The organism is uncultured Streptomyces sp. (assembly GCF_947488945.1).
GTDB lineage: Bacteria > Actinomycetota > Actinomycetes > Streptomycetales > Streptomycetaceae > Streptomyces.
Map to the genome: position 1 here is coordinate 127,988 of NZ_CANLBS010000015.1, position 23,560 is coordinate 151,547.

Genomic DNA, 23,560 nt, shown 5'->3' on the forward strand with positions numbered 1-23,560 from the left:
GGGATCACTCCTGACGGGCGGGCGCGGGGACGGTCCGGAGGTCCGGGACGGCGTCCGGGGCGGTGAGCGGGGCGCCGAGGCGGCGCAGCGCGAGCCCGGCGAGCAGGGCGGCGGCGTGCGGCAGGGCTCCGTCGTCGTAGACCGCCCGGGCCGAGTGGTTCATCGGGGCGGTGGCCGGGTCCGTGCCGGGCGGGCAGGCGCCGAGGCCCACGAACGCGCCGGGCACCTCCGCCAGGACGAAGGAGAAGTCCTCGGCCCCGGCCATGGGGTGCGGGGCCTCGAAGGCGTGGTCCCCGCCGAGCACGGCGCGGGCGGTCTCCAGCGCGAACGCGGCCTCCCCCGCGTGGTTGACGGTGGCCGGGTACTGCTCGACGTAGTCGATCTCGGCGGTGACGCCGTGCGCCCGCGCCACCCCGTGCACGGTCCGTTCGAAGGCCGAGCGGACGGTGGCCCGCGCGGTGGCGGAGAAGGTGCGCACGGTCGCGTCGAACCGGGCGGTCTCCGCGATGACGTTGGCGGCGGTGCCCGCCTCGATCCTGCCGACGGTGATCACGGCCGGGTCGAAGACGTCGATCTCACGGGTCACCGCCGTCTGGAGGGCGGTGACCGCCGCGCACAGCGCGGGGACCGGGTCGGTGGCGGAGTGCGGGGAGGAACCGTGGCCGCCCCGGCCGCGCACCGTGACGTGCACGGCGTCGGAGGCGGCGAGCATCGGGCCGGGGCGGGTGGCGGCGTAGCCGGTGGGCGCGCCGGTGGACACGACGTGCAGGGCGTACGCGGCGACCACCCGCTCCCCGGCGGCGTGCAGCACCCCCTCGTCGATCATGATCCGGGCGCCGCCCATGCCCTCCTCCCCCGGCTGGAACATGAAGACCACGTCCCCCGCCAGTTCCCCGCGCCGCGCCGCGAGCAGCCGCGCGGCCCCGACCAGCCCGGTGACGTGCAGGTCGTGGCCGCAGGCGTGCATCCGGCCGTCGAGCACGGAGGCGTAGGGCAGGCCGGTGTCCTCCGTGACGGGCAGGGCGTCCATGTCGGCGCGCAGCAGCACGGCGGGTCCGGGGCGGCCGCCGCGCAGGACGGCGGTGACGGAGGTCAGCGCGCGGCCCCGCCGGATCTCCAGGCCGAGGCCGTCCAGCGCGTCGAGGATCCGGGCCTGGGTCAGCGGCAGGTCCAGTCCGAGTTCGGGTTCCCGGTGCAGGGCGTGCCGCAGGGCGGTGAGCGAGGGGGCGAGTGCGTGGGCATCGTGGAGCAGAGACATGGGCGTATCGTGCGGAGCGAACCCCTCCGCGCCGGAACATCCGCAGGAAAGCGCCTCCGATGCCACCCTCGACGCACGAATCCACCGGGTGGTCCGAGCCGCCGGACCCGGCCGGTCCCGGCGCCCTGCTGCGCGCCGCGCACCCGCCGCTGCTGGACGAGCAGGACTACCTCCTGATCACCGCCCTGCAGACCTCGCCGCGCGCCGAGTGGGCCCAGATCGGCAAGGCGCTCGGGGTGGACGCCTCCACGGCGGCCCGCCGCTGGAACCGGCTCACCGAGGCCGGTCACGCCTGGCTGAGCTGCTACACGGTGGCCGTGGGACCGGCGGTGCCGATCATCGCCTTCATCGAGGTGGACTGCGCGGCGGGTTCGCTGCACGCGGTGGCGGCGGAGATCGCGGACGATCCCCACCTCATCACCATCGAGCACATGAGCGGCTCCCGGGACCTGATCCTGAACGCGGCCTTCCCCGACCAGGCGGCACTGACCCGGTACGTCGGCTTCCGCCTCGGCCGACTGCCCGGCGTGTCCGCGACCCGGACGCAGCTCGCCACCGCCGTGCACACCGAGGGCAGCCGCTGGCGGCTGGACCGGCTGGGCCCCGACAGCAAGGACGTGCTGGCGGCGGACCGGCCCCCGGTGGCCACGCCCCGCCGGGGGCTGGCCGCCCCCGACGCGCTCGACACCCGGCTGTATCTGCTGCTCAGCGAGGACTTCCGACAGCCCGCCGCCCGGCTCGCGCAGCGGCTCGGCGTCAGCCCCACCACGGTCCGCCGACGGCTGGACCGCATGCACCGGCAGGACGCCCTGGTCTACCGCTGCGAGGTGGCGCGCTACCTCTCCGGCTGGCCGGTCTCCGTCACCCTCTGGGGCGCCGCACCGGCGGCCGAGACCTCCCGGATCGCCGCCCAGTTGATCCGGATGCGCGAGACCCGGCTCTGCGCCTCGCTCTCCGGGCCGCACAACCTGATGCTCACGGTGTGGCTGCGGTCCCCCGAGGACATCGCCGCCTTCGAGGCCCGGCTCACCACCCGATTCCCCGAACTCGTCGTCGCCGACCGGGCGGTGGCGCTCTGGCAGCTGAAGCTGGCGGGACATCTGCTCGATCCGCGCGGTCGCCACATCAGGGGCGTGCCGGTCACCTTCTGGGAGGACGGCGACGCGGGACGGGCGGAGGACGCCCTGCTGGAACGGCTGCGCGCGGGCCGCTGACCCATCCGCCGGCCCAGAAGCGGCACGCCCGGTCGGCCGCGGAGGCACGTTCCTCACCGGCGGTCTGCCGGCCCTCACGGCGCTCACCGTCCTGGCGGGCGCGGAGCCGGCCCTGCCGCCGACGGGCCGGCGCGGGCCCGCCGCACCGGCCCGCGGCGCGGCGGGCGACTGACGCCGCTCAGAGGAACGCGGCGAACGCGTCCAGCGCGCGCAGCACCTCCGTCTCACCGGCCGGCGGGAGCTGGAGCACCACTTCCTCGACGCCGAGGTCCGCGAAGTGCCGGAACTTGCCCGCGTCGGGACGTACCGCGTACGGGACCACCTGGAGGTGGCCCGGGTCCCGGCCGGCCTCCGCCCAGGCGGCGCGCAGCGTCGGGACGGCCTCGGTCAGGCCCCGGCCGCCGATCGGGAGCCAGCCGTCGGCGTCCCGCGCGATGTTCTCGAACAGCTTCGGGCCCGCCGCGCCGCCGATCAGGGTGCGCGGCCCGGTCAGCGGTCCGCGCGGCTTCTGCACCGGCTTGGGGTGCGCGAGGCTGGCCGGTACGGAGCCGAACTCGCCGGCGTACGCGGTGGGTTCCGGCGCCCACAGGGCGCGCATCAGCGCCAGTCGGTCGCGGCCGAGGTCGCGCCGCCGTCCCCACGGCACCCCGTGGTCGGCGGCCTCCTCCTTGTTCCAGCCGTAGCCGATACCGAGGGTGAAGCGACCGCCGGAGAGGTGGTCGAGGGTGGCGATCTGCTTGGCCAGGTCGATCGGGTCGTGCTGGGCGATCAGCGTGATGCCGGTGCCCAGCGCCAGCCGTTCGGTCACCGCCGCGGCCTGGCCGAGGGCGACGAACGGGTCCAGGGTCCGGCCGTATTCGCGGGGCAGGTCGCCGCCCGGCGGGTAGGGCGACGCGCGGACCGCGGGAATGTGGGTGTGCTCGGGCAGGTAGAGCCCGGCGAAGCCGCGCTCCTCCAGGGCGCGGGCGAGCGGGACCGGGGCGATCGTCTCGTCGGTCAGGAAGATGGTGGTGGCGATCCGCATCGTCGGGAGACCTCCGTCGTCGTGGGTGACGGGTCCAACGTAGGGCGCGCACCTGGGAAAACGTAGAGCTGTGCGGTACCGGAACGCGCACCCGGCCGCCGCGGTCGCCCCGGCCGCTCACGCCCCGCTTCCCCGGTCTCACCGGGACGCCTCCCGCCGTTCACCGGCGCGGGCCAGAGTGCGGGAGGCCGATGACACCCCCCACGCCCCGGAGGCACACCCTGATGACCACGCCGCCCACGTCGCCCACGCCGCCCGCGTCCCCGGCGGACCCCGCCCCGTCGCCCGCCCCGCACGCCCCCGGCACCGCCGGGTCCCGCTCCGCCCTCGCCCGCCGCGGGCTGCTCGCCGGGGCCGCCGCGGCGGTCGTCACCCTGGCCCCGGTGGACTTCGCCGCCGCCGCGCCGCGTACGGACGCCGGCGCCGGGCCGGGCGCCGCGAGAGGCACCGCCGACCGGACGAGGACCGTGCGGGGCGTTCTGCCCCCCGGCTCCCCGGACTTCGTCTACCTGCCGGTCGAAGTGCCCCGCGGGGTACGGGAGCTGGCGGTGTCCTACACCTACACCAAGGCCACCGTGCCGGCCGGGACCCAGAACAACGCCCTGGACATCGGCCTCTTCGACGAGCGCGGCACCGCGCTCGGCGGGCGCGGTTTCCGGGGCTGGTCGGGCGGGGCCCGCAGCAGCTTCTTCGTCCGCGCCGACGAGGCGACCCCCGGCTACCTCGCGGGCCCCGTGCGGCCCGGCACCTGGCACGTCGCGCTGGGGCCGTACACCGTGGCGCCCGAGGGGCTGCCGTACGAGGTGACGATCACCCTGCGGTTCGGCGAGCCGGGCGCCACCCCCGCGCCGGTGTACCCGCCCGAGCGCGCGAAGGGGCGGGGCCGGGCCTGGTACCGGGGCGACTGCCACCTGCACTCCGTGCACTCGGACGGCAGGCGCACTCCGGCGCAGATCGCCGCCGCCGCGCGGGCGGCCGGGCTCGACTTCATCAACAGCAGCGAGCACAACACCACCTCCGCGCACGGCGCCTGGGGCGGCCTGTGGGGCGACGACCTGCTCATCCTGACCGGCGAGGAGGTCACCACCCGCAACGGGCACGTGATCGCGCTGGGCACCGACCCCGGCACCCTTGTGGACTGGCGCTACCGGGCCCGCGACAACCGGTTCGGCCACTTCGCCAAGGCGGTGCGCGGGGCGGGCGGCCTCGTCGTGCCCGCGCACCCGCACTCCACCTGCATCGGCTGCCACTGGAAGTTCGGCTTCGGCGACGCGGACGCCGTGGAGGTGTGGAACGGCCCGTACACGGCGGACGACGAGGTGGCGCTCGCCGAATGGGACAACGCGCTGGTCGCCTCCGTCCGCGACGGCCGCTCGTGGGTGCCCGCCATGGGCAGCAGCGACGCGCACCGCGACCCCGACGTGGTGGGCCTGCCGCAGACCGTGGTGCTCGCCGAGGACCTGACCCGGCGGGCGGTGACCGACGGCATCCGGGCCGGCCGGTCGTACGTGGCCGAGTCGTCCGCGATCACCGTGGAGTTCGCCGCGACCGGCGGACGCGGCCTGCGCGCGGGCATCGGCGAGCGGCTGCGGGTGGACGCGGACACCCCGGTGACCGTGCGGCTCGGCGTGACGGGTGCCCCCGGCCGCACCGCCCACTTCGTCACCGACCAGGGCACCCTCTTCAGCAGCGTGCTGCCGGACTCCGGCACGGCCTCGGTGGAGTGGACGACGACTCCGGCGTACGCCGCCTACGTGCGTGCCGAGGTGCGGCACCCGGCGACGGTGCCCGGTCTGCCGGGGGCCTTCGCGGCGCTCACCAACCCGGTGTTCCTCGGCCGGTGAGGCGGGGCCCCGGGCGGCCCGGGGAGACGGCGGGGCCCGCCGCCGGAGGCGTGGAGCCTCCGGCGGCGGGCCGCCCGTTCGCGCGGGTGACGACGCCGTCAGTCCGCGACGACCAGCGCGGGGGTCTCCTTCGTCAGGACCTCGCCGCGGAAGAAGGCGGGGCTGCGGCGACGCATGATCTCCATGAGGACCACGCCGAGCAGCAGCAGGCCGACGCCGATGACGAAGACGGAGCCGACGCCGAACACCGAGGAGCCGGAGCCGTAGGCCGGGTCCCACATGTCGTAGAGGGTCTTGCCGAAGACGGCGGTCAGCAGGAGGCCGCCGACGACCGGGAAGAGGCCCTTGAAGAGGAGGTCGCGGGGGGAGCGGGTGAGCTCGGCGCGGAAGTACCAGGCGCAGGCGAAGGCCGTCAGCGCGTAGTAGAAGCAGATCATCAGGCCGAGGGCGTAGATGGTGTCGACCAGGACGTGCTCGCTGACCAGCGTCATCACGGTGTAGAAGACGCCGGTGGCGATGCCTGCGACGACGGTGGCCCTGCCCGGCGTCTTGAACTTCGGGTGGACCCGCGCGTAGGAGGCGGGCAGCGCCTCGTAGGAGGACATCGCGAGGACCGTGCGGGCGACCGGGATGAAGGTGGTCTGGAGGCTGGCGGCGGCCGAGGCGAGCACGGCGAGGAAGAGCAGGATGCCGAGGCCGGGGCCCATGACCGGGCCGGCCAGGGCGGCGAAGACGTTGTCCGAGGTCTCCGGGTTGGCGAGGCCGAGGCCCTGGTCGCCGGAGCCGACGACCATCTGCGCGGCGATGCCGGTGGCGAGGTAGGAGCCGACCAGGACGACCATCGCGATGAGCGCGGCGCGGCCCGGGGTCTTCTCGCTGCCGATGGTCTCCTCGTTCGCGGTGAGGCAGGCGTCCCATCCCCAGAACATGAAGATCGACAGGGAGAGCCCGGCGGTGAAGGCGGCGAACGACTGGACGGCGAAGGGGTTCAGCCAGGACCAGGAGAAGTCGACCGAGCCGGCGAAGTCGCCGCTCCGGGCCTTCTGGACGGCCATCACCACGAACAGGGCGAGCACGACGAGCTGGAGGCCGACCAGGGTGTACTGCACGCCCTTGGTCGCGGTCATGCCGCGGTAGCTGATCGCGGTGGCGGCGGCGATGAGGATCAGGCAGGTGAGGATGTGGACGGGCTTGCTGTCGTCCAGGTCCGCGACCGACGCGCTGTTGGTGATCTCACCGGCCAGCAGCCAGAAGTAGGAGGTGGCGACACCCGCGAGGTTGGAGAGCACGATGATCGTGGCGATCACCAGGCCCCAGCCGCACATCCAGCCGAGGCGTGGGCCGAACGCCTTCACGGTCCAGGTGAACGAGGTGCCGCAGTCGGGCACCGCCTTGTTCAGTTCCCGGTAGGCGAAGGCAACCAGCAGCATCGGCAGGAAGCCCGCGAGGAAGACGGCGGGCATCTGGAGGCCCACCTCGCCGGCGGTCGAACCGAGCGTCGAGGTCAGGCAGTAGACGGGGGCGACGGTGGACACGCCGATCACGGCACTGCCCATCAGGCCGACGGAGTTCCCGCCGAGCCCCTTGCCGCGTACGCCACCGTCGCCGGGGTCGGTTCCCCGTACCGTGTCTCCGGCCCGTGGCCGCGCGTCCAGCTGTGTCATGGGCAAGACCGTATGCGCTGCGATTTCCACATACGGAGGGTGAGACTCCCCCGTCTCACCCTTGAATGGAAAGCCAACTCCGGATTTACCGTAGGTAGATCGAAGGCATGCGACTGTATATGCCTTGGGTTAAGCGGCTTGTATACGACCGACACACAGTGCGAGAACCGCAGCACCGCCCCTTTTGCCCCGGTTCAAAATTTTCCCGCGGACGTCCGGATTCCGGACGGGGAGTGGACGCCCGCTCGGTAGGATCACTGGTAGGATGAGGAGCATGAGTGAAGCTACCGGCAAGTACTCGATCACCATGCCCCGTGACATCGCAGAGGCCGCCAGAGCCCGCGGCGGCCCCTCCGGCCTCTCTGCGTACGTGGCTGCCGCCGTGGCGCGCCAGATCGAACGTGACAACCTCGACGAACTCATCCAGGTGGCCGAGGCCGAACACGGTCCCGTATCGGACGAGGAGATCCAGTCCCTGCGTGACGAGCTGCACCGAGCTCGTGGCGAGCAGCGCCGGTCGGGAGCCAACGCCGCATGAACCGTCAGCAGGCCGCCCCCGGCGGAACTCTGGTCCTCGACAGTGAAGGACTGGCCAAAGCCGTACTGCGTGATCGCACCGTGACCGCCTGGCTGGCACTGGCGCGCGCGGACGACCAGCGCGTGCTCACTTCCGTCGCCACGCTGGTGGAGGTGGTCCACCCCCGGATCAACCGCCCGGCGCTGGAGTGGACCCTCTCCCGCATAGTGGTCGAGCCGGTCACGGAGGCCGTGGGCGTCAGCGCAACGGCCCTTCTCTCCGACGCCGGGCTGCACGGCCACAAGTACGCCATCGACGCCATGCTTGCGGCCACGGCCCTCGCGGCCCCCGGACCGACCACGATCCTCACGTCGGATCCGGACGACCTGATCGCGCTGTGCGGTGACCGCGTCACGGTCGTCAAGGTCTGACCCCGGCGCCGAGCCCCTACTTCCGGTACAGCTCCTCGATCTCCGCCGCGTAGTCCCGGGCGACCGCGTCCCGCTTCAGCTTCAGGGACGGCGTCAGATGGCCGCTCTCCTCGGTGAAGTCACCGGGGAGCACCGTGAACTTGCGGATGGACTCGGCGCGCGAGACCAGCCGGTTGGCCTCGTCCACCGCGCGTTGCAGTGCCTCGCGCAGCTCCTGGTCGTGGATCAGGTCCCGCACCGGTACGTCCTGCTTCTTCTTCATCTGCCGCCAGTGCCCGAGCCCGTCCTGGTCCAGGGTGATCAGCGCGGTGATGAAGGAGCGGTTGTCGCCGACCACCATGCACTGGCTGATCAGCGGGTGGGCGCGCAGCCAGTCCTCCAGCGGGGCCGGGGTGACGTTCTTGCCGCCCGAAGTGATGATGATGTCCTTCTTGCGGCCCGTGATGCTGAGGTAGCCCTCGTCGTCGAGCGCGCCGAGGTCGCCGGTGGCGAACCAGCCGTCGTCGAGGACCGGCACCGGCTCGCCGCGCTCCGCGTCCCAGTACCCCTGGAACACCTGGCCGCCCTTGAGCAGCACCTCCCCGTCGTCCGCTATCCGGACCGCCGCACCGGGCAGCGGCCAGCCGACCGTGCCGATACGGGGCTTGAGCGGCGGGGTCACCGTGTGGGCGGCGGTGGTCTCGGTCAGCCCGTACCCCTCGAAGATCTGGATGCCGGCGCCCGCGTAGAACGCGCCGAGCCGGTCGCCGAGCGGGGAGCCGCCGCAGATCGCGTAGCGGACCCGGCCGCCGAGCGCGGCCCGGATGCGGCGGTAGACCAGCGGGTCGTAGAGGGCGCGGGCGAGCTTCAGGCCGGTGCCCGGCCCCGGCCCGGTGCCGTGTTCGGCGGCCTCGACGGCCTGCCCGTAGCGCTGCGCGATCCGGGCGGCGCGGTCGAAGGACGAGGCGCGGCCCAGCTTCTCGGCGGTGGCCCGGCCGGTGTTGTAGACCTTCTCCAGGACGTAGGGGATGGCCAGCAGGAAGGTCGGCCGGAACCCCGCGAGGTCGGCCAGCAGGTCCTCGGTCTTGATCGAGGGCGCGTGGCCGAGGCGGACCCGGGCGCGCAGGCAGCCGATCGCCACCATCCGGCCGAAGACATGGCTGAGCGGCAGGAACAGCAGGGTGGACGCCGGGTCCTTGGAGACCGACTTGAAGACCGGGTGGAGCAGTTCGATGGCGTTGTCGACCTCGGCGAAGAAGTTGCCGTGGCTCAGCACGCAGCCCTTGGGGCGGCCGGTGGTGCCGGAGGTGTAGATGAGGGTGGCGGGGGTCGCCGGTTCCAGCGCGGCCCTGCGGTCGGCCACCGCGCGGTCGGGGACGTCCGCGCCGCGCGTCCTGAGGTGGCCGATCGCGCCGGTGTCGAACTGCCACAGGTGTGTCAGGTCGCCGAGCTGACGGCGCTCCTGGCTGATGACGCGGGCCTGCTCCGTGGTCTCGACGGCGCAGGCGACGGCGCCGGAGTCCTGGAGGATCCACCGCGCCTGGAAGGCCGAGGAGGTCGGGTAGATGGGGACGGTGACCAGCCCGGCCGCCCAGGCCGCGAAGTCGAGCAGCGTCCACTCGTAGGTCGTGCGGGCCATGATGGCGAGCCGGTCGCCGGGCCGCAGCCCTTCGGCGATCAGGCCCTTGGCGACCGCCAGCACTTCGGCGGCGAACGCGGCGGCCGTCATGTCCTGCCAGGAGCCGTCCGGCTGCTTGCGGCTGACGACGGCTTCGGAGGGCGCCTCGCGGGCGTTGTCGAAGGGGATCTCGGCGAGCGATCCGCGCCGCACGGGCGGGGCGAGCGCCGGCACCGACGCCTCCCGCACGGTCCCGTCGGGCGCCCGCAGCACGGTGGGCTCGACCAGTACGGGGGTGGCGGGGGCCGTCGCCGGCTCGGGCGCGGTGGTGGAGGGGGGCGTGGACACGTGCGGCTCCTCAACTGGGGGTCGTGCGGTTCACCGGGCGCACCGGTCGCCCCGGACGGGGCGCCGGCGCGGGACGTTCGGGCGGAGCGCCGGGTCCGACCGGCGCCCCGCGGGGGGCTCGTCCCGACGCGTGGTCGGTCCTTCGCCTCACGGCCGTTCCAGGACGGCCGTCACCCCCTGGCCGCCGGCCGCGCAGATCGAGATGAGCCCGCGGCCGGGCCCCTCCCGCTCGGCGAGCAGCTTGGCGAGGGTGGCGACGATACGGGCGCCGGTCGCGGCGAAGGGGTGCCCGGTGGCGAGGGAGGACCCCGCCACGTTGAGCTTGTCCCGGTCCACCGGGGCCAGTCCCTGCTTCTCCCAGGCGGCGAGGGTGGCCAGCACCTGGGAGGCGAACGCCTCGTGCACCTCGAACAGGTCGAAGTCCTCGACGGAGAGTCCGGCGCGCTCCAGCAGCCGGGGCACCGCGTACGCGGGGGCCATCAGCAGCCCGTCCTCGCCGCCGACGTAGTCCACCGCCGCGGTCTCGTAGAGGGTGAGGTAGGCCTGCGGTTCCAGGCCGTGGGCCGCCGCCCACTCCTCGCTCGCCAGCAGCACCGTGGCGGCGCCGTCGGTGAGCGGGGTGGAGTTGCCGGCCGTCATCGTCGCACCGGGCCGATCGGTGCCGAAGACCGGCTTGAGCGTGGCGAGTTTCTCGACCGTGGAGCCGGGGCGCAGGTTCTGGTCCCGCTCCAGGCCGAGGTGGGGCACCACCAGGTCGTCCAGGAAGCCGCGGTCGTAGGCGGCGGCCAGCCGCTGGTGGCTGGTGGCGGCCAGCAGGTCCTGGTCGGCCCGGCCGATCTCCCAGCGGCGGGCGGTGATCGCGGCGTGGTCGCCCATCGAGAGCCCGGTGCGGGGCTCGGCGTTGCGCGGGACGTCGGGCACCAGATGGCGGGGGCGGACCCCGGCCAGCGCCTTGACCCGGCCGCCGGCCGTCTTGGCGCGGCGGGCCGCCAGCAGGGTGCGGCGCAGTTCGTCGTTGACGCCGAGCGGGGCGTCGCTGGTCGTGTCGGACCCGCCGGCCACCGCCGAATCGACGGCGCCGAGGGCTATCTTGTTCGCCGCCGCGATGACAGCCTGGAGCCCGGTGCCGCATGCCTGCTGGACGTCGTAGGCGGGGGTGCGCGGGTCGAGCCGGGAGCCGAGCACCGTCTCGCGCGCCAGGTTGAAGTCGCGGCTGTGCTTGAGGACGGCTCCGGCCACGAACTCGCCGATCCGCTCCCCGGCCAGTGCGAACCGCTCGACCAGGCCGTCGAGGGCCGCGGTCAGCATCTGCTGGTTGGAGGCTTCGGCGTAGGGGCCGTCGGAACGCGCGAACGGGATGCGGCTGCCGCCGAGTACGGCGACACGGCGCGGTTGCGGAAGAGGTATCAACGCGACCAGCTCGTCCCGGTCGCAGGGGCACGGTTCATCTCGACCTACTCCTGACCCTTGAGTAACCTTACTCTGGAGTAAATCTACGACCGAGCAGGGAGTCTGGACAATGGCCGACCGCTATCTGCGTTTCACCGGCACCGCACCCGGCCGTTTCCTCACCACGCGGCTCGGCCTGCCGCAGCCGGCCGCCCTGCGCCGCTGGTCGCTCGAAACCCCCACGCTCGACGGGCCGTTGCTGCACCTCACCGCGGGCGCGTCGGACGCCACCGACGCGATCGGTGCGGCGCTGGCCCGGACCGGCCTCACCGTCGCGGCCTCGGCCGGACGCCCCGCGGGCATCGTCCTGGACGCGACCGGCGTCACCACCGCGGCGGGCCTCGCCGACGTGCACGCCGCCCTGCACCCCGTCGTACGCTCCCTCGCGGACAGCGGGCGCATCGTCGTCCTCGGCGCCCACCCGTCCCCCGACGACCACCACCAGGCCGCCGCCCAGCAGGCGTTGGAGGGATTCGTCCGCTCGCTCGGCAAGGAGATCGGCCGGGGCTCCACCGCGCAGCTCGTCCGGATCGCCCCCGGGGCCGCCGCCTCCGCCGCCTCCACCCTGGCGTTCCTGCTCTCGCCCAAGTCCGCGTACGTCAGCGGTCAGGTGGTCCAGCTGACCGACGCGACCCCCGAACCCGTCGCCGACCCGGCCGCCCCGCTGGCCGGCCGCACCGCGCTGGTCACCGGCTCCGCGCGGGGCATCGGGGCGGCCGTCGCCTCGGTGCTCGCCCGCGACGGCGCGCACGTCATCTGCCTGGACGTGCCGCAGGCCCAGGACGACCTGGTCCGCACCGCCGACCGGCTCGGCGCCTCCGCGCTGCCGCTCGACATCACCGCCCCGGACGCCGCCGACCGGATCGCCGCCGCGGCCCCGGACGGCCTCGACGTCCTCGTCCACAACGCCGGCATCACCCGCGACCGCCGCCTCGCCAACATGCCGGCCGACCGCTGGGCGTCCGTCGTCGAGGTCAACCTCGACAGCGTGCTGCGCACCACCGACGCGCTGCTGAAGGCGGGCGCCGTCAACCGGGGCGGCCGGATCGTCGCCACCGCCTCCATCGCCGGGATCGCCGGCAACAACGGCCAGACCAACTACGCCGCCAGCAAGGCGGGCGTCATCGGGATGGTCCGCTCGCTCGCCCCGCGCGCGGCCGCCGACCACGACGTGACGGTCAACGCGGTGGCCCCCGGCTTCATCGAGACGAAGATGACCGCCGCCGTCCCGCTGTTCATCCGGGAAGCGGGCCGCCGGATGACCTCGCTGGGCCAGGGCGGCCTTCCGGTGGACGTCGCCGAGACCGTCGCCTGGTTCGCCGATCCGGGCTCCACCGCCGTCAACGGCCAGGTCGTGCGGGTCTGCGGCCAGAGCCTGCTCGGGGCGTGATCCCGGTGGACAGCCTCACCGCCTCTCTGGTGCGCGGCGCCGCCGGCTCCCCGTTCAAGCGGGCCGGCCGCCCCGGCGCGGTGCTCCCCGCCGACCGGGCGGTCCGCCCGGCGGCCGTCCCCGCCCCGGCCCCGCTGGCCCGCTACCGCGCACTGTGCGGCCACCCGTCCGACGGGCCGCTGCCGCTGCCCTACCCGCACGTGCTGGGCTTCCCGCTGGCCATGCGGCTGATGACGGCCCGCGCGTTCCCGCTGCCGGTCCTCGGGCTGGTGCACACCTGGATCACCCTCGCCGCCCACCGCCCGCTCGACCCGCACGAGCCGCTCGGACTCACCGTGTACGCCGACGGGCTGGCCCTGCACCGGCGCGGCACCGAGGTGACCCTGGTGACCGAGGCGCGGGTGGGCGGCTCGCTGGTCTGGGAGTCCCGCAGCGGCTACCTCGCCCGGCACCGGACCGCGCCCCCCGGCGCGGACGCGCCCGCCGCGGACGACCCGCCGCACCGGGCGACCGCACCGCCCGCCGCCCTGCCCGCGCGGGCCGAGTGGCGGCTGCCCGCCGACCTGGGACGGCGGTACGGGGCGGTCTCCGGGGACCGCAACCCGATCCACCTCCACCCGCTGACGGCCCGGCTGTTCGGCTTCCCGCGGGCCATCGCGCACGGGATGTGGACGGTCGCCCGCTGCCTCGCCGAGAACGACGACCCGGCGGGCGTGCGCGAGGCCCGCGCGGACTTCCGGGCCCCGGTGCTGCTGCCCTCCACCGTCACCTACACGGCCGATCCGGCGACCGGCGCCTTCGCGCTGCGCGGCGGCACGGACGGCGCGCGGCTCCACCTGACGGGGACCGTGCGGCGCTGAGGGGCGGGCGGGGGCCGCACCGGCCCCCGCCCGGTCCGGCAGGCGCCGGGATCAGGCCGGGGCCTGCCGGGCGCGGGCGGTGTCAGGCCGGGGCCTGCCAGGCGCGGCCGTTCATCAGGTTCTCCAGACCGGCCCAGGAGAAGTTCATCAGCGTCGCGGCGGCCTCCTTGGCCGAGACGCCCGGCGTCTCGTTGGCCCAGCCCGCCAGCGACTCCGCCGCGCCCACCAGCGCCTGTGCCAGCCCGGCCACGTCCCGGTCGGGCAGGGCGGGATCGTGGTGCGCCTCACGGGCCGCCGCGCCGATCAGTCCGGTGACGAACGCGACGATCTCGTCCCGCATCACGACCACCTCGCGGGCGAACGGCTCCCCGTGGGTGCGCGCCTGGCGGTGCAGCACCGACCAGCCGTCCGGGTTCTCGGCGGTGTGCGTGAAGAACGCCCGCAGCCCGGACCAGAGCTGACGGTCGGCCGGCTCCCCCCGCAGCACACCGGTGCGCACCGCCTCCACCAACGCCTGCGCCTCGCGCCGGATGCACGCGGTGAACAGCTCTTCCTTGGAGTTCAGGTACAGGTACACCAGCGGCTTCGAGACTCCGGCCAGTTCGGCGATCTCGTCCATCGACGCGGCGCGGTAGCCGCGTTGTCCGAAGATCCGCACCGCGGCGTCCATCATCTGCCGCTCCCGGACGGCGCGTGGCATCCGCTTGCTCTTCACCGCACCCATACCGGACTCCTCCCGCCCCCACTCGTCCTACCCGGTAAGAGTACGGCTCCGCTCCGGCCCGCCGGGGAGCCGTCCGGTGCCATACCACCCGAACCGGACACGCGGCCGGGCCTCTTCTCAGTGGCTCAGCAGCTTGACCGCCACCACCGCCGGCCCGATCACGGTGTCCAGCGCCCCCCGCGATCAGCACCGTCACCGGCCCGGCGCCGTCCGTCATGGTCCCTCCGTACGTCCGGTGACCGCGGCCGTCCCGGCATCGGCCCGGCCCCGGGCCCCGGCGACACGTGGACGGCCGGGTACGCCCCCGGACCACGACGACGGCCCCCGCCCGCCGGAGGGATCCGGGGACGGGGGCCGCTGGAGCGGTGCGGGTTACGCGGGGACCGGCACCCGGTCGCGCTCGGCGTCCGCGGGCTCCGCGTTCTCGTCGGCGTCCAGGTCCACCGGGGAGGCGGTGGCGTTGTCGTACATGTCGTGGTCCAGGATCTTCTCGCGGGCGGAGACGATCACCGGGACCAGCGCCTGGCCGGCCACGTTGGTGGCGGTGCGCATCATGTCGAGGATCGGGTCGATGGCCATCAGCAGGCCGACGCCCTCCAGCGGGAGGCCCAGGGTCGACAGCGTGAGGGTCAGCATGACCGTCGCGCCGGTCAGACCGGCGGTGGCGGCCGAGCCGATCACGGAGACGAACGCGATCAGGATGTAGTCGCCGACGCCCAGCTGCACGTCGAAGATCTGCGCGATGAAGATCGCGGCGAGCGCCGGGTAGATCGCGGCGCAGCCGTCCATCTTGGTGGTCGCGCCGAACGGCACGGCGAAGGACGCGTACTCCTTCGGCACACCGAGGCGCTCGGTGACGCGCTGGGTGACCGGCATGGTGCCGACCGAGGAGCGGGAGACGAAGGCGAGCTGGATCGCGGGCCAGGCGCCCTTGAAGAACTGGAGCGGGCTGACCTTGGCGACGGTGGCGAGCAGCAGCGGGTAGACCACGAACATCACCAGGGCGCAGCCGATGTAGACGTCCGCGGTGAAGGTCGCGTACTTGCCGATGAGGTCCCAGCCGTAGTCCGCGATGGCGTAGCCGATGAGGCCGACGGTGCCGAGCGGGGCGAGGCGGATGACCCACCACAGCGCCTTCTGGAGGAGCTCCAGGATGGAGTGGCTGAGGGTGAGGATCGGCTTGGCCTTGTCACCGAGCTGCAGCGCGGCGATACCGGCGACGGCGGCCATGAAGACGATCTGCAGGACGTTCAGCTCGGTGAACGGCGTGATGACGTCGGTGGGGATGATGCCGGTGAGGAAGTCCAGCCAGGAGCCCGCGTGCTCGGGCTTGACGCCGTCCTTCGGGGTCAGGCCGGTGCCGGAGCCCGGGTTGGTGACCAGACCGATGACGAGGCCGATGGCCACCGCGATCAGCGAGGTGATCATGAACCAGAGCAGCGTGCGGGTCGCCAGCCGGGCGGCGTTGTTGACCTGCCGCAGGTTGGTGATCGACACCAGGATCGCGAAGAAGACGAGGGGCGCGACGGCCAGCTTCAGGAGCTGGACGAAGATGTGGCCGACCTGGTCGAGCGTGGTGTAGAGCCAGCCGATGTCCTGGCTGCGGGTGAGCCACCCGAGCAGGACGCCGAGCACCAGACCGGCGACGATCTGGGCCCAGAACGGGACCTTGGGTATGCGGAAGCCGGAGCCGGCGGGCTTGCCGGCGTCCTGGGCTGCGGGCGCGGGATTCGCGGACACGAACACACTCCTGGAAAGACACGGCACGGCCCGGATACGGACGTGGGGCCGCGCGGTCGAACGGGGACAGGGGGTGCGGCGCCCGCGGATCGGGCGGCGCCGCTGCATGGGTACCGGGTCACAGACTCCGGCAACAGACCGCGGACATACAGCGGCAGAGATCGACGTGCAGGCGCGCCACGAGCGGAGGGCTCGCGGCATGACGGAGGCGCACTGCTGTCTTCATGTCGAACACGTTAACACCGGAACTTATGGATCCTGAAAGGAGTTCTTTGGCCGATCTCGTGGGCGACGCAGGTGTCCGACTCGTCCCGGAAAGCCAAGAACCCCGGAACGGGAGCGAGTTCGCTCCGGTCCGGGGTCGGCGTGCACCGCGGGGCGCGTGGGGTGTGTGACACGGCTTACACGGTTCTTACCCGCGCCTTACTGGACGGCGTCCTCGCGTGCGCGGTTCTCCTCCAGGCGGGCCTTGGTCCGGTCGACCGTGGAGATGAGCTGGGCGGACATCTCGTCGCGCTGCTTGCGGAGCAGGACGTAGCTCAGCGGGGCGGAGAGCACCAGGCCGAGGAGGATCACCCAGATCAGGTTGGAGCCGCCGAGGCCGGCCGGAACGAGACCGAAGTGGACGGCGACACCCGACACGAAGAAGCACGCGACGAAGATCAGGATGCGCAAGGCGGTGTACCGGATCGTTGCGCTCGGCTTGGCAGCGGACACGGCTGGCTCATCTCCTACGTACGACATCGACGCGACCTGCCCGACCAGTGAAGCATGCCCCGAATTCGATCGGTTCACGGGCCCCGCGGCTCCGGCGCGTCCGCGCGCCGACCTGCGACGACCGAACGCGCCCGGCGCGGCGGGCCGGCGCGGCGGCTCAGTACAGCGGGAGGTACATCGTGATGTCGTCGCGGTCGTCGCCCGGAGCGACCCGGATCGCGTCGGGCACCCGGCCCACCTCCTTGTAGCCGCACGAGGCGTAGAAGCGGTCGACGCCGGTGCCGCCCCGGCAGGTGAGCCGGATCGCCTCGATGCCCCCGATGCTCCGCGCCGCGTCGGCGGCCGCCGCCATCAGGTCCCTGCCGTACCCCCTGCCCTGGTGGCGGGGGTGGACCATGACGGTGTAGAGCCAGAGCCAGTGGCCCATCAGCCGGTGGGTGTTGAGGGTGAGGAAGGCGGTGGCGGCGACCGCCCCGTCCTCGTCGCGCCCCACCAGCAGCCGGACGCGGCCCTCGGCGAGGGAGGCGAGGTGCTTCAGCAGCTCGGGGCGGACGTCCTCGACGGTGACCGGCGGGACGAAACCCACCGCGCCCCCGGCGTTGGTGACGTCGGCCCACAGGGTGAGGACTCCGTCCCGCAGCCCTGCGTCGAACTCCGGATCCAGCTCGAACGTAAGAGACATAAGCCGAGTTTAACTATTACCGATTCTGGTCCTCAACCCGTTTCACCCCTCGGACCGCGCACCGGGTTCCGCGCCGCCGGGCGGGGTCCCGGAGCTTGCGCCCGGTCCGCCTCCGGACGCCGAGAAGCCCCGGCCGGGACCCGGCCGGGGCTTCTCGGCGTCACCGCCGCGGACGGACGGGCCGGCCTCAGACGCGCATGGGCTGCGGCTCCTCGCGGCGGCCGGCGTCCGGGCCCGGGTACTCGCGGATGATCTCGTACCGGGTGTTGCGCTCCACCGGCCGGAAACCGGCGTCGCGGATGAGGTCCAGCAGGTCCTCGCGGCCGAGCTTGTTCGGCGTGCCGTAGTTGTCGGCGTCGTGCGTGATCTTGTACTCGACCACCGAGCCGTCCATGTCGTCCGCGCCGTGCTGGAGGGCGAGCTGGGCGGTCTGCACGCCGTGCATCACCCAGAACACCTTCACGTGCGGGACGTTGTCGAACAGCAGCCGGGAGACGGCGAAGGTCTTCAGCGCCTCGGCCCCGGTCGCCATGGTGGTGCGCGCCTGGAGCTTGTTGCGGATCTTGCCGTCCTTCATGTCCACGAAGTCGTGCTGGTAGCGCAGCGGGATGAAGACCTGGAAACCGCCGGTCTCGTCCTGCATCTCCCGCAGCCGCAGCACGTGGTCGACGCGGTGACGGGGCTCCTCGATGTGCCCGTACAGCATCGTCGCCGGGGTCTTGAGACCCTTCTCGTGCGCGAGGCGGTGGATGCGCGACCAGTCCTCCCAGTGGGTGCGGTGGTCGACGATGTGCTGGCGGACCTCCCAGTCGAAGATCTCCGCGCCGCCGCCGGTCAGCGACTCCAGACCGGCGTCGATCAGCTCGTCCAGGATCTCGGAGGCGGACAGCCCGGAGATGGTCTCGAAGTGGTGGATCTCCGTCGCCGTGAACGCCTTGAGGGCGACCTCCGGCAGGGCTTCCTTCAGCGCGCTGAGGGAGCGCGGGTAGTAGCGCCACGGCAGGGTCGGGTGCAGACCGTTGACGATGTGCAGCTCGGTGAGGTTCTCGCCGCGCATCGCGGTGGCGAGCCGGACGGCCTCCTCGATCCGCATCGTGTACGCGTCCTTCTCGCCCGGCTTGCGCTGGAACGAGCAGTACGCGCACGACGCGGTGCAGACGTTCGTCATGTTGAGGTGGCGGTTGACGTTGAAGTGCACGACGTCACCGTTCTTACGGGTGCGCACCTCGTGGGCCAGGCCGCCGAGCCACGCCAGGTCGTCGGACTCGTAGAGGGCGATCCCGTCCTCGCGGGTCAGCCGCTCGCCGGCCCGGACCTTCTCCTCCAGCTCGCGCTTGAGTCCCGCGTCCACCAGGCGCCTCCCTTTACTGCCGTGTTCCGATGTGTGTCCAGATGCAGACCAACCGTACGCCTAACCCTCTTCGGGCAGGTCTCCGACCCGGTTCTCCCACTTCGTGGAGAGCACGATGGTCGTACGCGTGCGGGAGACGCCCTTGGTGCCGCTCAGCCGCCGGATCGTCTTCTCCAGCCCGTCGACGTCGCCGACGCGGACCTTGAGCATGTAGGAGTCGTCGCCCGCGATGAACCAGGCGTCCTCGATCTCCGCGAGGTCCCGCAGCCGGTGGGCGACGTCCTCGTGGTCGGCGGCGTCGGAGAGCGAGATGCCGATCAGCGCGGTGACGCCGAGGCCGAGCGAGGCGGCGTCGACGGTGGCGCGGTAACCGGTGATGACCCCGGCGGTCTCCAGCCGGTTGATGCGGTCGGTGACGCTCGGGCCGGAGAGCCCCACGAGCCGCCCCAGCTCGGCGTACGAGGCCCTGCCGTTCTCCCTGAGGGCCTGGATGAGCTGCCTGTCCACCGCGTCCATGTGACTGAAACCTTCCATTGTTCAGCTATACCGCGAGCTTGAGTGTAGAATTTAAGGCATGCAGGGCACAGACCCTGCGAATCTTTCATAACGTCCGAGAAAAGCTTTCGAATCTTCAGGAGAGTGCAACACCGTGTACACGATCGAGATGGCCTACGCCCGGATGCGCGAGTTGCAGGACCAGGCCAACCGCTCGCGTGCCCACCGCCCCGCCGAACCGCGTCCGGCCGTCAGGGCCCGGTTCGCGCGCGCCAAGAAGCGCTGACCCGCGCCGACGGGCCCCCGGGCCCGTCCGGGCCGGCTCAGTCCGCCGCACCGCGCCTTCCCCCGCCGCCCAGCTCCCCCTCCCACCGGCGGTACAGCCCGTGTTCCACCCCGGCCGCGTCCAGCACCCGCCCGGCCACGAAGTCGACCAGGTCCTGGATGTGCGTCGCGCCCGCGTAGAACGCCGGCGAGGCGGGCAGCACGACCGCTCCCGCCTCGTCCAGGGCCACCATCTGCTTCAGCGTCTGCCCGCTCAGCGGCGTTTCCCGCACCGCGACGACCAGCTTCCGCCGCTCCTTGAGCGTGACGCTCGCGGCCCGCTGGAGCAGGTCCTTCGACAGCCCCAGCGCCACCCCGGCCACGCACGCCGTCGAGGCGGGCACGATCAGCATCCCCTCGGCCGGGTACGACCCCGAGGACGGCCCGGCGGCGAGATCGCCCGCGGGCCAGTGGCGCACCCGGTCCAGCGCCTCGTCGGTCACCGCGAAGGTGTGCGGCCTGCCGTCGGCGCCCCGCGCCAGCCAGTTCCGCAGGTCCTCCCGCCAGTGCCCGTCGCGGAACGCGATCCCGGTCTCGTCCAGCAGGGTCAACCGCGAGGCACGGCTCACCACCAGGTCCACGGACCGGCCCGCGGCGAGGAGACCGCGCAGCACGGAGGCGGCGAACGGGGTCCCCGACGCGCCGGAGACCCCGACAATCCAAGGCCGCCGCTGCCCCTGACTCACTGAAGTGTCGGATTCCACACCGCCGAGCCTATCCGCCGCACCGCCCCGGCCCGCACCCGGAACCGACGTGGGGGCCCCGGGCGTTACGAACGGTGACAGGGCACGCCGCAGGCGGACCACCGCGAGGGGCAGGGGGAAGCCATGACGGACATCCGCACGGGCTCCGGCACCGGGGCGCGGGCCATGACGGCCGCGACGCTGATGGCCGGCTGGGTCGCCCTGCTCTGGGTACTCGAAGCCGTCGACACGGCGAGCGGCCACGCCCTCGACACGTACGGCATCACCCCGCGCGATCCGGCCGAGCTGCGGGACATCGTGCCCTCGGCGTTCCTGCACAGCGGCTGGGACCACGTCGCCTCCAACAGCGTCCCGCTGCTGGTCCTCGGCTTCATCGCCGCGCTCGGCGGCACCGGCCGGTTCGTCGCGGTGGTCGTCACCATCGTGCTGAGCAGCGGCATCGGCGTCTGGCTGACCTCGCCGCCGAACAGCGTGACCCTCGGCGCGTCCGGCGTGGTCTTCGGCCTCTTCGGCTATCTGCTGGTCCGGGGCTTCGTGGACCGCCGGCTGCTGGACGTGGTGGTCGGCGTGGTCATCACCGCCGTCTACGGCTCGATCCTCTGGGGCGTCCTGCCGACCGACTCGGGGATCAGCTGGCAGGGCCACCTCTTCGGGCTGATCGGGGGCGTGGGCGCGGCCTTCGCCTTCCGCCGCACGCCCCGCGCGATCACCGTCTGAGCCGTGCCGTCCCGTTCAGCTCACGCGGTCCACGCGACTCTCGCGGCCCAGGCGGCTCACGGGGTGAGGCCGCGCACCAGCAGGTCGAGCAGCGCGCAGGCGAAGAGCGCCATGCCGATGAACCCGTTGACGGAGAAGAACGCCCGGTTCAGCCGCGACAGGTCGTGCGGCCGGACCACCCGGTGCTCGTAGACGAAGGCGACGGCGACGACCACCATGCCGATCCAGTAGAAGAGCTGCGCGTCGGTGGCCAGGCCGAACCAGACCAGCAGCCCGGTCGTGATCACGTGGCAGACCCGCGCGCCCCAGAGCGCCGCCGGGATGCCGAAGCGGGCCGGCACCGACCGCACGCCGTGCGCACGGTCCGCCCGGACGTCCTGGCAGGCGAAGATCAGGTCGAACCCGCCGATCCAGACGCCGACCGCGAGGCCGAGGATCACCGCGTCCCACGACCAGCTCCCGGTCACCGCGAGCCAGGCGCCGATCGGCCCGATGGCCTGCGCGATGCCGAGGATGGCGTGCGGGAAGTTCGTGAACCGCTTGCCGTACGGGTAGACCACCATCGGCACGACGGCGATCGGCGCCAGCGCCAGGCAGAGCGGGTTCAGCAGCGCGGCCGCGCCGAGGAAGAAGACGAGCGCCACCAGCGCACCGGTCCACGCCGAGCGCACCGACACCGCGCCGGTGACGATCTCGCGGCCCGCGGTGCGCGGGTTGCGGGCGTCGATCTCCCGGTCGATGATCCGGTTCGCCGCCATCGCGAACGTCCGCAGCCCGACCATCGCCACCGTGACGAGCAGCAGCTCGACCCAGTGGATGGACTCGCTGACCTGGAACATCGCGGTCAGCGCGGCGATGTACGCGAACGGCAGCGCGAAGACCGAGTGCTCGATCATCACCAGCCGGAGGAACGCCTTCACCTTGCCGGCGGCCGGCGCGGAGCCGGCTTCCAGCACGGTGTCCGCTCCACTGTCTGCGGCACTCACAGTCCGTATTCCTTCCAGCGGCGGTCGACCTTCGCCGCCGTCTCCGGGTCGGACTCGACCATCTCCGGCCAGCCTCCGTCCCTCGTGTAGCCCTCCTCGGGCCGCTTCCTGGTGGCGTCGATTCCGGCCTTGCCGCCCCAGAACTGCTGGTAGGAGGCGTGGTCCAGATGATCGACCGGGCCCTCGGAGACCACCAGGTCGCGGGCGTAGTCGGTGTTGCCGAGCGCCCGCCACGCCACTTCGTGCAGGTCGTGGACGTCACAGTCGGAGTCGACCACCACGATCAGCTTGGTCAGCGACATCATGTGGGCCCCCCAGACGGCGCTCATCACCTTCTGGGCGTGCTTGGGGTACTTCTTGTCGATCGAGACGATCGCGCAGTTGTGGAAGCCGCCGGCCTCGGGCAGGTGGTAGTCCACGATGTCCGGCACGATGATCTTCAGCAGCGGCAGGAAGAAACGCTCCGTGGCGCGGCCCAGCGGGCCGTCCTCGGTCGGCGGCCGGCCGACCACGATCGACTGGAGCAGCGGACGCTTGCGCATGGTCACGCAGTCGATGGTCAGCGCGGGGAACGGTTCCTGCGGGGTGTAGAAGCCGGTGTGGTCGCCGAACGGCCCCTCCGGCAGCATCTCCCCCGGCTCCAGCCACCCTTCGAGGACGACCTCGGCGTGGGCCGGCACCTGGAGCGGCACCGTCTTGCAGTCGACCATCTCGATCCGCTTGCCCTGCACGAACCCGGCGAACAGGTACTCGTCGATGTCCCCGGGCAGGGGGGCGGTGGAGGCGTAGGTGACGGCGGGCGGCGCGCCGAAGGCGATGGCGACCGGCAGCCGCTCGCCGCGCTTGGCGGCGACCTGGTAGTGGTTGCGGCTGTCCTTGTGGATCTGCCAGTGCATCCCGATGGTCCGCTTGTCGTGCCGCTGGAGCCGGTAGAGGCCCAGGTTGCGGACGCCGGTCTCGGGGTGCTTGGTGTGGGTGAGCCCCAGGTTGAAGAACGAGCCGCCGTCCTCGGGCCAGGTGAACAGCGCGGGCAGCCGTTCGAGGTCCACGTCGTCCCCGGTGAGGACGACCTCCTGCACGGGGGCGCTCTCGCCCTTCACCTTCTTCGGCGGCACGTGCACCATCGACCCGAGCTTCCCGAAGGCCTCCCGGATCCCGATGAACCCCTGCGGCAGTTCGGGCTTGAGCAGCCCGCCGATCTTGTCGCTGATGTCGGCGTACGACTTCAGCCCGAGCGCCTTGAGCAGCCGCCGGTCGGTGCCGTACACGTTCATGGCCAGGGGCATCGAGGACCCCTTGACGTTCTCGAAGAGCAGCGCCGGCCCGCCGGCCTTGTTCACCCGGTCGACGATCTCACCGACCTCCAGGTGCGGGTCGACCTCGGTCTTGATGCGCTGGAGATCGCCTTCACGCTCCAGTGCGCGGAGCAGGGAGCGAAGATCGTCGTAGGCCATGCCCTCCAGTTTGTCATCCCCGCCCCCGTCCCCCACGGCCCCTCCCCCGCGCCACGCGCGCGGCCGGGCG

General features: G+C 72.8%; 22 protein-coding genes. 8 read left to right on the forward strand and 14 right to left on the reverse strand.

All coding sequences use genetic code 11. The features are described from left to right. Nucleotides 1-4 precede the first annotated feature (4 nt). Entirely contained in the window at nt 5-1,258 is a 1,254-nt protein-coding gene (locus Q0994_RS22810; protein ID WP_299537872.1) for a M20 family metallopeptidase, read from the reverse strand. 59 nt (nt 1,259-1,317) lie between these two features. On the opposite strand from Q0994_RS22810, the gene Q0994_RS22815 reads away from it, so the two are divergent. Then, nucleotides 1,318-2,472: an Lrp/AsnC family transcriptional regulator gene (locus tag Q0994_RS22815; RefSeq protein ID WP_299537873.1), complete on the forward strand. Its 1,155-nt coding sequence runs from the start codon at nt 1,318-1,320 to the stop codon at nt 2,470-2,472. 178 nt (nt 2,473-2,650) lie between these two features. Here the strand turns inward: Q0994_RS22815 and Q0994_RS22820 are convergent, their stop codons facing one another. Next, on the reverse strand, nt 2,651-3,496 hold the full coding sequence (locus tag Q0994_RS22820; RefSeq protein WP_299537874.1) for a TIGR03619 family F420-dependent LLM class oxidoreductase: 846 nt from the start codon (nt 3,494-3,496) through the stop codon (nt 2,651-2,653). A gap of 224 nt (nt 3,497-3,720) precedes the next feature. Between Q0994_RS22820 and Q0994_RS22825 the strand changes: the two genes are divergently transcribed. Continuing rightward, nucleotides 3,721-5,340 (forward strand): CehA/McbA family metallohydrolase, encoded by a 1,620-nt coding sequence (locus Q0994_RS22825; RefSeq protein ID WP_299537875.1) that lies wholly within the window; start codon nt 3,721-3,723, stop codon nt 5,338-5,340. A gap of 98 nt (nt 5,341-5,438) precedes the next feature. Here Q0994_RS22825 and Q0994_RS22830 read toward each other — a convergent pair whose 3' ends face one another. Then, the gene (locus tag Q0994_RS22830; RefSeq protein ID WP_299537876.1) at nt 5,439-7,004 is read right to left on the reverse strand and encodes an APC family permease; all 1,566 of its coding nucleotides are present in this window, start codon (nt 7,002-7,004) and stop codon (nt 5,439-5,441) included. A 274-nt stretch (nt 7,005-7,278) separates the two neighbouring features. Here Q0994_RS22830 and Q0994_RS22835 point away from each other — a divergent pair, with 274 nt between their 5' ends. Continuing rightward, nucleotides 7,279-7,542 carry a CopG family transcriptional regulator gene (locus Q0994_RS22835; RefSeq protein ID WP_299537878.1) on the forward strand — a complete coding sequence of 88 codons (264 nt, stop codon included), beginning with the start codon at nt 7,279-7,281 and terminating at the stop codon, nt 7,540-7,542. Further along, nucleotides 7,539-7,952, forward strand: a complete 414-nt coding sequence (locus tag Q0994_RS22840; protein WP_299537880.1) for a DNA-binding protein — start codon at nt 7,539-7,541, stop codon at nt 7,950-7,952. Before Q0994_RS22835 ends, Q0994_RS22840 begins: the two co-directional genes overlap by 4 nt. Before the next feature lie 16 nt (nt 7,953-7,968). Here the strand turns inward: Q0994_RS22840 and Q0994_RS22845 are convergent, their stop codons facing one another. Both Q0994_RS22845 and Q0994_RS22850 read right to left on the reverse strand, forming a co-directional pair. Beyond that, nucleotides 7,969-9,897, reverse strand: coding sequence for a long-chain fatty acid--CoA ligase (locus Q0994_RS22845; protein ID WP_299537882.1), 1,929 nt, complete (start codon nt 9,895-9,897; stop codon nt 7,969-7,971). A 147-nt stretch (nt 9,898-10,044) separates the two neighbouring features. Then, nucleotides 10,045-11,316, reverse strand: a complete 1,272-nt coding sequence (locus Q0994_RS22850; RefSeq protein ID WP_299537983.1) for an acetyl-CoA C-acetyltransferase — start codon at nt 11,314-11,316, stop codon at nt 10,045-10,047. Nucleotides 11,317-11,416: 100 nt separating this feature from the next. Between Q0994_RS22850 and Q0994_RS22855 the strand changes: the two genes are divergently transcribed. Then, nucleotides 11,417-12,736: a 3-oxoacyl-ACP reductase gene (locus tag Q0994_RS22855; RefSeq protein WP_299537883.1), complete on the forward strand. Its 1,320-nt coding sequence runs from the start codon at nt 11,417-11,419 to the stop codon at nt 12,734-12,736. 5 nt (nt 12,737-12,741) lie between these two features. After that, nucleotides 12,742-13,596: a MaoC/PaaZ C-terminal domain-containing protein gene (locus tag Q0994_RS22860; RefSeq protein ID WP_299537984.1), complete on the forward strand. Its 855-nt coding sequence runs from the start codon at nt 12,742-12,744 to the stop codon at nt 13,594-13,596. 82 nt (nt 13,597-13,678) lie between these two features. Here Q0994_RS22860 and Q0994_RS22865 read toward each other — a convergent pair whose 3' ends face one another. The 6 genes from Q0994_RS22865 to Q0994_RS22890 all read right to left on the reverse strand — a co-directional run bounded on the left by Q0994_RS22865 (nt 13,679) and on the right by Q0994_RS22890 (nt 19,326). Further along, nucleotides 13,679-14,320, reverse strand: coding sequence for a TetR/AcrR family transcriptional regulator (locus tag Q0994_RS22865; protein WP_299537885.1), 642 nt, complete (start codon nt 14,318-14,320; stop codon nt 13,679-13,681). 372 nt (nt 14,321-14,692) lie between these two features. After that, a complete protein-coding gene (locus Q0994_RS22870) occupies nt 14,693-16,060 on the reverse strand; it encodes a dicarboxylate/amino acid:cation symporter (protein WP_299537886.1) in 1,368 nt (455 codons plus the stop codon). Between the two features lie 423 nt (nt 16,061-16,483). After that, on the reverse strand, nt 16,484-16,777 hold the full coding sequence (locus Q0994_RS22875; RefSeq protein ID WP_299537887.1) for a DUF4229 domain-containing protein: 294 nt from the start codon (nt 16,775-16,777) through the stop codon (nt 16,484-16,486). Between the two features lie 157 nt (nt 16,778-16,934). After that, nucleotides 16,935-17,459, reverse strand: a complete 525-nt coding sequence (locus tag Q0994_RS22880; protein WP_299537888.1) for a GNAT family N-acetyltransferase — start codon at nt 17,457-17,459, stop codon at nt 16,935-16,937. A gap of 187 nt (nt 17,460-17,646) precedes the next feature. Beyond that, nucleotides 17,647-18,810 carry an aminofutalosine synthase MqnE gene (gene mqnE, locus Q0994_RS22885; protein WP_299537889.1) on the reverse strand — a complete coding sequence of 388 codons (1,164 nt, stop codon included), beginning with the start codon at nt 18,808-18,810 and terminating at the stop codon, nt 17,647-17,649. A gap of 60 nt (nt 18,811-18,870) precedes the next feature. After that, nucleotides 18,871-19,326 carry an Lrp/AsnC family transcriptional regulator gene (locus Q0994_RS22890; RefSeq protein ID WP_299537985.1) on the reverse strand — a complete coding sequence of 152 codons (456 nt, stop codon included), beginning with the start codon at nt 19,324-19,326 and terminating at the stop codon, nt 18,871-18,873. A 133-nt stretch (nt 19,327-19,459) separates the two neighbouring features. Here Q0994_RS22890 and Q0994_RS22895 point away from each other — a divergent pair, with 133 nt between their 5' ends. Further along, complete coding sequence (locus Q0994_RS22895; protein ID WP_299537990.1) at nt 19,460-19,591, forward strand: hypothetical protein; 132 nt, start codon at nt 19,460-19,462, stop codon at nt 19,589-19,591. A 37-nt stretch (nt 19,592-19,628) separates the two neighbouring features. On the opposite strand, the gene Q0994_RS22900 is transcribed toward Q0994_RS22895, so the two are convergent. Further along, nucleotides 19,629-20,315 carry a UbiX family flavin prenyltransferase gene (locus Q0994_RS22900; protein ID WP_299537986.1) on the reverse strand — a complete coding sequence of 229 codons (687 nt, stop codon included), beginning with the start codon at nt 20,313-20,315 and terminating at the stop codon, nt 19,629-19,631. Between the two features lie 141 nt (nt 20,316-20,456). Between Q0994_RS22900 and Q0994_RS22905 the strand changes: the two genes are divergently transcribed. Further along, entirely contained in the window at nt 20,457-21,050 is a 594-nt protein-coding gene (locus Q0994_RS22905; RefSeq protein ID WP_299537890.1) for a rhomboid family intramembrane serine protease, read from the forward strand. Nucleotides 21,051-21,106: 56 nt separating this feature from the next. Here the strand turns inward: Q0994_RS22905 and mqnP are convergent, their stop codons facing one another. Both mqnP and Q0994_RS22915 read right to left on the reverse strand, forming a co-directional pair. Next, nucleotides 21,107-22,006: a menaquinone biosynthesis prenyltransferase MqnP gene (gene mqnP, locus Q0994_RS22910; RefSeq protein WP_299537987.1), complete on the reverse strand. Its 900-nt coding sequence runs from the start codon at nt 22,004-22,006 to the stop codon at nt 21,107-21,109. A gap of 26 nt (nt 22,007-22,032) precedes the next feature. Continuing rightward, complete coding sequence (locus Q0994_RS22915) at nt 22,033-23,490, reverse strand: menaquinone biosynthesis decarboxylase (RefSeq protein WP_299537891.1); 1,458 nt, start codon at nt 23,488-23,490, stop codon at nt 22,033-22,035. Nucleotides 23,491-23,560: the final 70 nt, after the last annotated feature.

Coding starts and splice junctions, on each gene's coding strand:
- Q0994_RS22810 (WP_299537872.1), bottom strand. CDS start 1,258: ATGTCTCTGCTCCACGATGCCCACGCACTCGCCCCCTCGCTCACCGCC.
- Q0994_RS22815 (WP_299537873.1), top strand. CDS start 1,318: ATGCCACCCTCGACGCACGAATCCACCGGGTGGTCCGAGCCGCCGGAC.
- Q0994_RS22820 (WP_299537874.1), bottom strand. CDS start 3,496: ATGCGGATCGCCACCACCATCTTCCTGACCGACGAGACGATCGCCCCG.
- Q0994_RS22825 (WP_299537875.1), top strand. CDS start 3,721: ATGACCACGCCGCCCACGTCGCCCACGCCGCCCGCGTCCCCGGCGGAC.
- Q0994_RS22830 (WP_299537876.1), bottom strand. CDS start 7,004: ATGACACAGCTGGACGCGCGGCCACGGGCCGGAGACACGGTACGGGGA.
- Q0994_RS22835 (WP_299537878.1), top strand. CDS start 7,279: ATGAGTGAAGCTACCGGCAAGTACTCGATCACCATGCCCCGTGACATC.
- Q0994_RS22840 (WP_299537880.1), top strand. CDS start 7,539: ATGAACCGTCAGCAGGCCGCCCCCGGCGGAACTCTGGTCCTCGACAGT.
- Q0994_RS22855 (WP_299537883.1), top strand. CDS start 11,417: ATGGCCGACCGCTATCTGCGTTTCACCGGCACCGCACCCGGCCGTTTC.
- Q0994_RS22865 (WP_299537885.1), bottom strand. CDS start 14,320: ATGGGTGCGGTGAAGAGCAAGCGGATGCCACGCGCCGTCCGGGAGCGG.
- Q0994_RS22880 (WP_299537888.1), bottom strand. CDS start 17,459: ATGTCTCTTACGTTCGAGCTGGATCCGGAGTTCGACGCAGGGCTGCGG.
- Q0994_RS22890 (WP_299537985.1), bottom strand. CDS start 19,326: ATGGACGCGGTGGACAGGCAGCTCATCCAGGCCCTCAGGGAGAACGGC.
- Q0994_RS22905 (WP_299537890.1), top strand. CDS start 20,457: ATGACGGACATCCGCACGGGCTCCGGCACCGGGGCGCGGGCCATGACG.
- Q0994_RS22915 (WP_299537891.1), bottom strand. CDS start 23,490: ATGGCCTACGACGATCTTCGCTCCCTGCTCCGCGCACTGGAGCGTGAA.